The sequence below is a fragment of the Algoriphagus winogradskyi genome (genome assembly GCF_900182815.1).
GTDB classification, from domain to species: domain Bacteria; phylum Bacteroidota; class Bacteroidia; order Cytophagales; family Cyclobacteriaceae; genus Algoriphagus; species Algoriphagus winogradskyi.
The window spans coordinates 68,005-79,926 of record NZ_FXUA01000003.1 but is presented as its reverse complement, the minus strand read 5'-3'; the positions used below and the strand labels follow the sequence as shown (position 1 = coordinate 79,926).

The following is an 11,922-nucleotide window of genomic DNA, read 5'->3' as shown; positions in this document are numbered from 1 at the left end:
ATGTCTACTTCTCCGTCGAATAATCAGTTTAATTACCCTGTTTTTTCAATTTCTAAGTCTAATGAAGAATTTGATTTAAGGGCAATTATAATCAACTATACAAAATACTGGAAATGGTTTTTGTTTAGTGTCATTCTTTGCGTAGCTATTGCGTTTCTTTTTAATAAGTACGCGATGCCTGTTTACCAGATTCGGGGTACCATAATTCTCAACGAAGAAAAGCCTGATATCACTGCAGACCTATTTAGCTCTGCGGGGCTTGGGAGTAGTAAAATGAATACCCAAAATGAGGTCTGGATTTTAAAGTCTTTCTTCCTGGCAGAAGAAGCCTTGAAGGACCTTAATTTTAATGTTTCGTATTATAGAGATGGGATCTTCCAGAAAACCCAGGTGTATGGCAATACTCCTGTACTTTTGGAAGTAGACTGGAAACACCCACAAATTGTAGGTGGATTATTTAAGCTTACTGTGATAGATGACACGCAATTTCAGCTTGAAGTCGCAGAAGATGGAATGTCTGTTTACAATCCTAATGACCCCTTTTATAATACCACTTTGAGCAATATGACCATGTTCGAACGTGGATATTATTTTGATTCCTTAATTGTCAATGATTTCAGTAAAATGACGATTAAGAATGCAGGAGCATTGCCAGGTGAAGAGATTTACTTTAAAATTATTGATACCCCATCCTTGGCTTTGGGTATGGCAAATGACTTGTCTGTTCAATTAGTGGACGAACAGTCTTCGATCTTAGCCTTATCGCTTCATTCAGGTATTAGAAAGAGGGGAGAAAACTACCTGAATAATCTGATGGATGCCTATCTGGATAGAGAACTGGCGGAAAAAAACAGAGCATCAGATGCCACCATCTTATTTATTCAAAATCAACTTAGTGGAATTACTGATTCCCTTACCTTTTTTGAAAATAGATTACAGCAGTACCGTACAGACAACAAAATATTCAACCTCAGTGAGGAAGGTTCAAGAGTGTATGAGAGCTTGTTGGAACTTGAAAATGAACGTGCTAAGGCTGAAATTTCTCTTAGGTATTACAATCAATTGAAAGAGTATCTCGATAGAGAAGATTTTGATGCTTTAATGGCTCCATCTATTGCTGATATGGAGAATAACTTGCTTACTACTTTGGTGGGCAATTTGATTCAACTTCAATCAGAAAAGACCAGACTTACAGCTAGTTTCTCTGACCAGAATCCCGCGATAGTAGAAGCAAATCTAAAAATCGAGAACACAAGAAAAGTATTGTCAGAGAATGTGAATTCTGCAATCTCAAATATTAGAGCCAATATTGCTCAACTTACTTCCCGTATCAATGGAATAAACGGGGAGATCAATAAGCTTCCAGCCACAGAACGAAAGTTGGTTGGTATCCAGCGACAGTTTGAGATAAATGAGTCTATCTACGTTTATCTACAAGAAAAACTTTACGAAGCCGAGATCACCAAAGCATCTAATTTCCCTAAAAATTCGATACTGAATTCAGCAAGATCCAGTTTGGCTCCAGTATTCCCTAAAAAATCGATCAACTTGATCATAGGTTTGTTTGTGGGCTTAGGCATTCCTTTCTTATTTATAACTATCAAATCTTATTTTAATAATAAGGTAGATGATCCTCGTTTCCTTGAAAAACACTTAGACATTCCATTTCTCGGCATAATAGGTAAAGGAAATCTAGATCATTCCCGGGTTGTATTGGAAAGCCCTAAATCTGGGGTGACGGAATCCTTCAGATCACTTAGATCTGATATGTCTTACTTGATTCCTGACAAGAGTAAAATTGTAATCCTCTTCACTTCTTCCATATCAGGTGAAGGAAAGACTTTCTGCGCCATTAATATGGCTTCAGTATATGCCCTGTCAGGTAAAAAAGTCTTACTAATGGGATTGGATTTAAGGAAACCTAAAATTGCCGATGACTTTGGGATGGAAAACAAAGTGGGGATTAGTACAGTGCTAAGTAAGAAAATGGATTGGAGAGATGCTGTTAAAAGTAGCAATTTCGAGAATTTGGACATTCTGCTTTCCGGTTCTGTTCCTCCAAATCCAGCAGAACTTATCCTTCAGGATTCTTTTGCCAAAATGATGGTGGAAATTAAAGAGACCTATGATATAGTAGTGATGGATTGCCCTCCGGTTGGTTTGGTGTCTGAGACTAAGGAACTCTTTAAATATTCTGACATTAATATTTTTGTATTCAGACATAAATACTCTGAAAAATCAAACATCAAGGTTGTAGAAAGCCTTAGAGAGAAGGAAGAGTTGAAGAAAATCTATACTGTCCTTAATGACTTCCAGGTGGATCATAGATATGGCTATGGCTATGGCTATGGTTATGGCTATGGATATGGAAAGGATTATGGATACTATCAGGATGATAAACCAGGGACACTTGGCCGTCTTCTTGGGAAGAAGAAGTAAAAGCATTTCTCATCTTGATTTAGAATTGTTAACACGGTTTTGGGTAAGATTTTAATTATTAGTCCCTCTTTCGCTCCTCAGGCATTTGTAGGAGGAGTGCGTACCACCATGTTTGCAAAATACCTTACCCTCTTGGGTTGGGAGGTTTGGGTGATCACTAGAGTGATCCCTACAGAAGATCCTGTGATGGATTCTGGGATGCAGGTCGATTTACCTCCATCCCTTCAGGATAAAATTATTAGAATTACTAACCCATCGGAGCATGAATATATCGGTAAAAGGAATTGGACTGGAACGTTTCGAGACTTTTTCTACCCTGAGTATTCCTCACCTCCCGGCTTCCTAGATCTAGCAATTCCCATTGGTGAGGAATTAATTAAAACTCAAAATTTCGATATAATTCTGGCTTCTGTTCCTGACCAATGGGGAGTTACACTTGGTGAAATGCTTGCCCACAAAGCCTCATGCAAATTTGTAGTTGACTTCAGGGATATCTATGAACAGGAAAAAGCTGACAAACGATCTCTTCAAGAAAAAGTCCATCTCATCAGAATGCTTTGGAGGAGGCATTTTACCAATAGAAAGGCAGATTTGATCACCACTGTTTCTCAATTCCATAAAAAAATCTTAGAGGATAAGTTGAGTAAAAGAACAGAAGTCATCTACAATGGATATGATGATGCAATTTTTAATCCTACACACTCCGAAACCACAGATATCCTCGATTCAACTTTCACTATCTCTTATCTCGGAAGGATTTTGAATGATTGGTATCACAACCCAGCTATTTTGTTTCAGGCACTTTCTGAGTTATCTGAAGAAGGGGAGTTAGGCAGCAATGATCTCAAGATTAATTTTTACGGCGTGGACCAAGGAAAATTATCGGGCTATCTTACGGATGAAAATAAAAAATTTGTTCAGTTCTTTCCCCGGGTTTCTATGGACCAAGTAGTGGAAATTATGAAAAGTAGCCAGGCCCTATTGCTTATTACTAATCAGGGAAGAGAAGGAGTTTTAACGACCAAGTTTTTCGAATATGCAGGGGTGCAAAAACCAATTGTTTGCGTTCCAGGGGATGGGGCAGAATTGCAAGAACTTATAGAGACTCATCACTTTGGCGTTGCAATTAGTTCTGTCAAAGCAATGAAAGCTTATCTGCTCGCTGCTGTGGAAGCTTATCGAAAAGGTAATTGGCCCACGAAAGTTGATTCTAATCCGGAATTCTTTACCCGAAAAAATCAGACAATTATTTTATCAGATTTATTGAAAAGCCTTGTCCAATAAAGCAGTAAATGTAGGTGTAGGGATTCCCTGCTTATTAGTGGGAGGCACAGAGATCCAAACCTTGAACCTTGTGAGGTCCCTGATTCTGGATGATTATCAGGTGAATGTGATCTGTTACTTTGAGTATGATCCTTTAATGGTCATACAATTCGAAAATCTCGGAGCCACAGTCACACTATTGAAATGGGATAGAGCTATAGGAGCACTCTCTTTTATACGATCACTGGCATCCAAACTAAGGGAATACAACTTCGATATATTTCATGTGCAGTACGTAGCACCTGGGGCCCTACCAATTGTCTCAGCCAGATTAGCAAGAATAAAGAAAGTGCTAGCCACTGTCCATCAACCCAAAACAGCTTCGCACGGTAGATTTTCAGGCTTAATATTGAACGTTGCCTCTTTTGCTTGTACTACCTTTCTTTCTGTATCCCTCAGCACAGAGAAGTCTTGGTTTGGTGATAGTCACCTTTTTTCTCTAAAAAAGTCCTATACTAAAGCACCTAAACACTGCACTATCTACAATTCACTGGATACGGAACAGATAGATTTTCAACTTTCCCAGCTACACGTAGCAAGCCCAAGCAAGAAAATTCGGATTGGAACCGTCTGTAGGCTTAATTATGTAAAAGGAGTGGATGTATTAATACATGCCTTTTCCCTCCTTCGTAAAGAGTCTAGCGCAAACATGGAGCTGCTTATATACGGGGAAGGAGAGGATGAAAATAGATTACGGAACCTAGTGCAGGAGTTAGCATTGACTGAAGATGTCCAATTCCTGGGGAAATTACCTCCGCTTGAGGTAGTACCCAATACTTCAAACCTGGATATTGTAGTAGTGCCCTCTCGCTTTGAAGCCTTTGGCTTATATGCTGCTGAAGCTATGTACGTGGGAAAACCAGTCATCGCATCAGATTCCTTTGGGCTGGCTGAAGTGATCACACATGGTGAAACTGGTTTGCTGTTCCCCGTGGGAAATTCCCAACTTCTGATGGAAAATATGTTGCTCCTTATTCAGGATTCAGACCTAAGAATGAAATTGGCCCGGGCAGCAAAGGAGTCTATTAAAAGCCGTTTTGATTTTGAGGATTACCATAAAAGTATTGGGAAGCTTTACAGTTTAATGTCTAATTCATCATGATTTCCTTCTAAATTGCGCATTATTAAACCTCATTTGAAACGCTACAACTCAGCAATATTATTTTCCTCTGAATGGAACAGTTAATAACCTTTTTCAGTATTAGGACGGAAATCCCGGATAAGAACTTTAAACTGTTATTTAACACACTGTTTTTCTGTTCTTTTCTTCCTTATTTGACTTCGATAATCCCTATACTTCCAGGATTATTTTTCGGATTCAACTGGACTGGGATTTCTTGGATTATCTGCTTGTTGGTTTCTATCTACCTATTGTTTTCCATGAGTGATAGGCCAATGTTCCCTCTTGTAAATTGGATCTTCTGGATACTTTACCTGATTATAGCCCTATCCGTTGATTTTTCAATTATAGGATTACAGCTAACCATTCAATATGTTCTTCCTATCATTATAGGTATAGTCGCTTCCTCCTTTACTTACTCCTGGCCTAAATTGTTTTGGATGTTTCAGCAGTTTGCAAGGCTGATAATTATTGTGTTTTTGTTATTTGTGGTATATAAAGTCCTTACGGGATATTCTCCTCACATGGCTTCTACTCCTATGCTGCTGTATGTGATGGCCACCGTCTCCCTTGGTGTATATTACGTATTTGGTGATAAAAAATACTTGATAATATTCCTGATCTTATTCCTGATGCCATTTTTGTCTGTAACTCGAATGGCCATTTTGGTATTTGTTTCTTCTTTTGTAATTCACTTTTCTAATGAAAGTATTTCTTCCAAAATCCCATATGCGCTCCTAGGTTTGGTCATGTTTGCCATAGTTTTTAGCTCTGAATCCTTTCAAAAGAAAACCTTTTACGATGGCAAAGGAGAGATTTCTGACTTGAGTATCAACTATTATGAGAGTAGTAGTGGGCTTAATACAAACGGAAGAACAGCCTGGCAGTTAGGATTGGAGCCTGGCTTAGCCAAAAATCCCATTTTTGGAAACGGTCCTAGATCGGACAATGCTGTTTTAAGTGAATTGGCTGGAGAGGATTCAGCCGAAGCACATAATGATTACCTATCAGTACGGTATAATTACGGTTGGCTTGGCTTAATATGCCTTTTAGCTGGATTTGCTGTTACCTTTATTCAGTTGATGAAGTTCTATATTCAAGATACTATTCCCCTTTTTAAGGTGCTGATCGGTTCTACCCTCACGCTCTTCGTTGGGTTTTTATTCTTCATGTATTCAGATAATATTCTTAAATACACAATATTCTTTCCCAATTATTTCTTTGCAATGATTGGTATTACCTATTCTGCAAGCAAAAGAGGGCTTGCTTATTTATAACGATGAAGATCTCCTTGATTATCCCTTTATTCAATAAAGAGGACACAATATTGCAGACACTTAATTCTGTTTTCAATCAGATCGAAAAGCCTGATGAAGTGATAGTGGTCGATGATGGAAGTCAGGATTCTTCCAGAGAGTTGGTGAGACAGCTGAGCAACCCTTTGATTCGCTTGATATGCCAGTCTAATCAGGGAGTCTCTGCAGCAAGAAATAGAGGAGTAGAAGAGGCATCTTATGAATGGGTTACTTTTTTGGATGCGGACGATCAATGGGACGAGGAGTTCTTAAAAGAAATCAGATATTTAAATAGGCTTTTTCCTAAAGAGAGAGTTCTTGCTACTTCCTATACCTTTTTCTACCTCTCAGGTAAAACTGAGACGGCTACCATCAATCATATCCAATTTAAAGAGAACCAAGGAGTAGTAGAAAATTACTTCCAGGTAGCGGCAGCATCTCATCCACCTATTAATTCCTCGGCCATTGCTATTCATAAGGAAGCTCTGGTTAAAGTAGGTGGATTCCCTGTGGGGATAAAGTCTGGAGAAGATCTGATTACCTGGACCCGATTGATGCTTCGTCATCAATTAGCTTATTCCACCCGACCTTTGGGTAAGTACATCTTCCATAGCGCTAATGAAGGTGCCTCTACCTTGCGCGAAACTGATAATGATCCTGTAGGAAGGGAGATGCTTGAACTGCTGCCTTTTGCACTGCAAGCAGGCAAAGTAGGCTATAGCCTTTACCTTGGTCGATGGTTGAAAAATAAAGGTATATTACTTCTTGAAGTTGGAAAAAACTCCCATGCACGCAGAAAATTACTCCAGTCCTATAGCTATTCTGGTGAACGTTTTAAATTGATCATACTTCTAGGTATTTCTATATTGCCTGTTCCTATTTCCAAAAAGCTTATTTCTAAAATTTATCAATCAGGTTAATGAGAGTACTTTGGGTTAATCCCTCCTTTTTAGATTACAGAGTCCCACTTTATCAGGAGTTGAATAAGCGCTTGAAAGGTGATTTTCATCTGCTATACTCTAAAAACCGCATCCCGGAGAGGGTTATTGGAAAAGTCGAAAAGGCCCTGGGACCAAATTCTCATGGTATGGAAGGAGAGCGTTTTCTGAACTTTGGTAAACTTGGGGAATTCTCCAATCAAGGGGTTCAAGTCCCTATTCAGCGTGGTTTGCTGAAAGCAATCAAAGAAATTAAGCCGGATATAGTGATAGCTGAAGGGTTCTTTCAATGGACACCTTTAGTGGCTTTTTATGCCAAAACCAATAACATCCCTTTATGGATTGCTTATGAACGAACTCACCATACCGAACGTAATTGCCCTTACTGGAGGAAAAAATACCGAAACTTGGTCAGCAAATTTGTTGATGGGTATTTAGCAAATGGGAGCTTGACCACTAATTACCTCAAAACGGATATCAATGCAGGTACTAAACCCATTATCGAAGGCTGTATGTCTGCAGATAGCGCCAACCTTGCTAAACGTACCGATAATCTTGCAGAAAATAATTCAGAGGTGAAGCCATCCGGATTAAACTATTTATTTGTAGGCCAATTCATCCATAGAAAAGGAATTCTGGAGCTCTGTGAGGCTTGGCTCATCCACGCTCGCACCCACCCGGATGATACTTTGGTACTTATCGGTGATGGGGAATTGAAAACTCAAATAGAAGAGTTGTACTCATCTACAGAGTCTATTAAGATTCTTGGACACGTGGACTATGACCATATTCATGAGTATTATTCCTCTGCTGATGTATTTGTCATGCCTACTTTGGAAGATAATTGGAGTTTGGTTGTTCCGGAAGCCATGGCGTGCGGATTACCCGTAGCTACTACAATTTATAATGGCTGCTACCCCGAACTAGTCAAAGACGGTGTGAATGGTAAAGTCTTTGATGTACTCCAACAGAGTTCAATTCTCGAAATGTTGGATTTTTTCCATTCTCAAAATCTTCAGAAAATGGGAGAAGTATCTATAGAAATTGAGGCAGAGTACTCACCCAAAAAAGTGGCAAATAGAATAGCATCTGGTATTCTTAATCATAAGTAATATCTTAGAACGACGTATATAAATCATGCATATAGTTTTTGTATCAAGGGAATATCATAACTCCAAAAGGGGAGGAGGCATTGCTACTTATCTTCACGATCTTATCTCTATGATATTGGATCATGGACATCAAGTGACGTTAATTACTGCCTCAGATGATACTAGAACAAATTCAATTGAGGTTGAAGGCAATTTCACAAAAATAAATTTAGAGGGTGGGGACTTTATCATTCCGCAGGTCGAACCAGGTATGATTACCATGAAGAAGTTCAGGATTTTCTTCCGCTTCTTCTCCTATCGCTTAAAAGTTTTACGTGAAGTCCTAAAGCTGAAAAACGTAGATGTACTGGAAGTATCTGAATTTGGAGCTGAGTCTGTCTTTTTCAAAAACTTTGATTTTCCCGTTGTTTATAGATTACAAACATCTAGTTTGCTCGATCGGAATAATGGTGGTGTCTTTAAATTTAGGCCGAAACTTATACCTAATTTTTTCACAGGCTATTTTGAAAAGAGGGTGTTGTCAAGCGCAGATTATCTTACCTCATGCTCATATAGCCTGAAAGATTGGACATCCAAATATTTCAATATTCCAGCCGATAAAATCAACGTACTCTACAATCCTATCAATCTCAAAAAGTGGCAATTTCAGCGCACAGAAGAGTCCTTGGCTTCGACCAAGATCCTTTTCGTTGGGACTGTTTCGTATGAAAAAGGTGTAGGAGAACTGGTGGAAGCCTGCAAGATCCTTAAAAGTAAGGGCATTGATCTCACCTTGACCATTGCAGGTAAATTGGGTGGCTATGGCAAAAATCTCCAGCAGGAATTAAAAGACGAGAAATGGTGTGAATTCTTGGGGCATATCACAAAAAAAGAATTAAACACCATCTATGAGTCACATAGCATTGCTGTTTTTCCTTCCCATTGGGAAGCCTTAGGTTTGGTTACTTTAGAGGCTATGTTCTCCGGCGCATTGGTAATTGGCAGTGCTGAAGGGGGAATGAGTGAATTAATCGATGATCAGGAAACTGGATTTTTAATCCAACCTAAAGATGCTGTTACCCTGTCCCACCTGATAGAAAAAGTGCTGAATTTACCCCTTCCGGAAAAAAGCAGAATATCAAAAAATGCCGTCCAGCAGGTGATTGAAAGCTTTTCCGATAAAAAAATTGTCCCTCAATTTATTTCCTATTATCAGCAAGTGGTCGATGATTACCATGCCAATTCAAAAGCTAAGTAGAGGTGAATAATTGTGGTTCTACCACGATTCTAATGGAGTTTACTCCTGGTTTATTTATGAATGGATTCCGGAGGCTATCATCCGGATGGGTGAGCCTTAGGGGATGGTTACTTTTTGATCGCCAAAAAGTGACAAAGATAAATCCTATATAAAATGTAGGAAGGCTGGAATCTCTGAAGAAAAATGAAGCAGTGGTAAATAGAAGTCACATTTTCTTATCGGATATTTAGCTTAAAGCCCAACTTGCTTTTCCACTAAATTCAGGGTACAAGCAACAAAGCAACTACTAGTTTTCTATTGTGGTAAGGGTAAGTTCATGTATGCCTTACCTAGCTTTGGAGGGCTAATGTTTTTTCAGGAAATTTCTAAACACCTTCAGTTTTAAAATCTTATTCGGGCTCGCCACATTATTGTGCTATCTTTGCAGCCCGATTTGAATTAGCAAAAATGCAAAAAGCACTATTTCTTCTATCAATACCGCCTCCAGTCCATGGAGCTTCAATGATGGGGAAGTATATTCAGGATAGTAAAGTAATCAACCAAGCTTTTAGTATTACTTATATCAACCTGAACACATCTACCTCTGTAGATGAAATCGGAGGGCAAGGAATTGCCAAGTACCTGAGAATAGTTTCACTTTTCTTCAAAGTGTTAATTCAGTTAATCCTGATACGGCCCCATTTTACCTACATGACCCCTACAGCAGGAGGGATGGGGTTTTATAAGGATTGGCCATTAGCCATGATTTGCAAGCTGTTTTCAGGCAAATTTATCGCTCATTTTCATAATAAAGGAGCTAGTAATTACCAAGACTCTAAGGTCGATAACTGGCTATACCGTAGGTTTTTTAACAATACCTATGTCATTCTCTTAGCAGAGGAATTATATGCAGACATTTGTAAATATGTGGGAAGAGAGAGGCTTTATATATGCCCCAACGGCATTCCTGATCCTTACCAAGAATTAGTATCCAAAGAAAGTAACGAACCACTAAAGTTACTTTTCCTTTCAAATCTTATCCGGGAGAAAGGAATCTTTGATTTACTTCAGGCCATTGCATTATTGAAAAAAGATAACATTCCTGTACAATGCGATATAGTCGGGGGAGATGGTGATATTTCTGAAAAGGAATTGCTGGAAGAGATTGCCTTGCTTGATATCAAGGAACAAATCAATTTTTTGGGGAAACGCTACGGAAGCGAAAAACTTCAACTAATCCAGTCTTCAGATATCTTCGTATTTCCTACTTATTATCGTAAAGAATGCTTCCCTTTAGTACTATTGGAAGCGATGGCTTTTGGACTTCCTATTATCACCACCACTGAAGGAGGAATTCCTTCTATTATTAGAAATGAGGAAAATGGGTTGATTATAAAATCAAAAGATCCCCAAAACTTGTCTTTGGTAATCAGAAAATTGCTATATAATAAAGAAATGAGATCTTTGTTAGGAAAAGCTGCCCGGAAGGATTTTAGTCAAGAATTCACATTAGAGAAATTTGAGCAAAATTTTCTTAGAAATATTGAGCAAATCGTTTTAAAAGAACAGTAGGTTTAAGATATGGAAATCAGGTTTAAAGATTATGTAATACAAACCCAATTACCTACCTCATGGAATGAGGACAGTAAATTTGTTATTAATACTATTAACCCGCATTCCTATTGTATAGCTGAAGAAGATCCCGAGTTTAAGCAGGCACTCACTAGTTCGGATATCCTACTTCCAGATGGTGTGGGTATAGTATGGGCTAGCAGATTCATGTATGGCGCCAAAATTCGGAAAGTAGCAGGCTACGACTTGCATTTACATTTTCTTGAGTTGCTGAATAAGCAGAGCGGCAAGGTGTTTTACCTTGGATCTACTGACAGTACACTTCAAAAAATTCAGCTTAGACTGCAATCAGACTATCCAAATATAGAGTTTCACTGCTACAGCCCTCCATTTAAGCCTTTGATGGATGACCAGGATAATGCCCAGATCCACCAAATCATCAATAAGGTTAAACCACAGATTTTGTTTGTAGGGATGACTGCTCCGAAGCAGGAAAAGTGGGTCCACCAGAATAAAGATTCCTTAGATGTTGAAGTAATTTGTTCCATAGGAGCAGTGTTCGATTTTTATTCAGGTAATGTCAAAAGACCAAGTAAAATATGGATAGACTTGGGACTGGAATGGTTACCCCGATTGCTCAACGAACCAAAAAGATTGTGGAGAAGAACGTTTATCTCCAGCCCTAAGTTTTTGCTCTATCTTATTTCTTCCAAATTTTCAACATCCTCCTAATTACCTGTTACGGAATGACACTTGACCATAACAGTCGTCAAATAGAACTGGCTAGGATATTTAGTATAGGGAAAGCTTTTTTCAGTTATTGGAAAATGACTTCTTGCACATACCTCAACATTTCACAAACAATACCCGGTGGCCGAGCACGGTTACTGAGCTTGTCGAAGCATGC

Annotated in this window: 9 protein-coding genes; all 9 read left to right on the top strand. The window is 38.8% G+C overall.

The window, feature by feature from the left end:
• The 9 genes from QOL76_RS08910 (at position 1) to QOL76_RS08870 (ending at position 11,747) form a co-directional block, all read left to right on the top strand.
• Entirely contained in the window at positions 1-2,439 is a 2,439-nt protein-coding gene (locus tag QOL76_RS08910; RefSeq protein WP_283412607.1) for a tyrosine-protein kinase, read from the top strand.
• Positions 2,440-2,478: 39 nt separating this feature from the next.
• Complete coding sequence (locus QOL76_RS08905) at positions 2,479-3,723, top strand: glycosyltransferase (RefSeq protein ID WP_283412606.1); 1,245 nt, start codon at positions 2,479-2,481, stop codon at positions 3,721-3,723.
• Positions 3,713-4,864, top strand: coding sequence for a glycosyltransferase family 4 protein (locus tag QOL76_RS08900; RefSeq protein ID WP_283412605.1), 1,152 nt, complete (start codon positions 3,713-3,715; stop codon positions 4,862-4,864). Before QOL76_RS08905 ends, QOL76_RS08900 begins: the two co-directional genes overlap by 11 nt.
• Positions 4,865-4,935: 71 nt before the next feature.
• A complete protein-coding gene (locus tag QOL76_RS08895; RefSeq protein ID WP_283412604.1) occupies positions 4,936-6,159 on the top strand; it encodes an O-antigen ligase family protein in 1,224 nt (407 codons plus the stop codon).
• 2 nt (positions 6,160-6,161) lie between these two features.
• Positions 6,162-7,097, top strand: coding sequence for a glycosyltransferase family 2 protein (locus tag QOL76_RS08890; protein ID WP_283412603.1), 936 nt, complete (start codon positions 6,162-6,164; stop codon positions 7,095-7,097).
• Positions 7,097-8,227 (top strand): glycosyltransferase family 4 protein, encoded by a 1,131-nt coding sequence (locus tag QOL76_RS08885; RefSeq protein ID WP_283412602.1) that lies wholly within the window; start codon positions 7,097-7,099, stop codon positions 8,225-8,227. The genes QOL76_RS08890 and QOL76_RS08885 overlap by 1 nt, the downstream gene beginning before the upstream one ends.
• A gap of 25 nt (positions 8,228-8,252) precedes the next feature.
• Positions 8,253-9,464, top strand: a complete 1,212-nt coding sequence (locus QOL76_RS08880) for a glycosyltransferase family 4 protein (protein WP_283412601.1) — start codon at positions 8,253-8,255, stop codon at positions 9,462-9,464.
• Between the two features lie 447 nt (positions 9,465-9,911).
• Entirely contained in the window at positions 9,912-11,015 is a 1,104-nt protein-coding gene (locus QOL76_RS08875) for a glycosyltransferase family 4 protein (protein ID WP_283412600.1), read from the top strand.
• 9 nt (positions 11,016-11,024) lie between these two features.
• Positions 11,025-11,747, top strand: coding sequence for a WecB/TagA/CpsF family glycosyltransferase (locus QOL76_RS08870; RefSeq protein ID WP_283412599.1), 723 nt, complete (start codon positions 11,025-11,027; stop codon positions 11,745-11,747).
• Positions 11,748-11,922 lie beyond the last annotated feature (175 nt).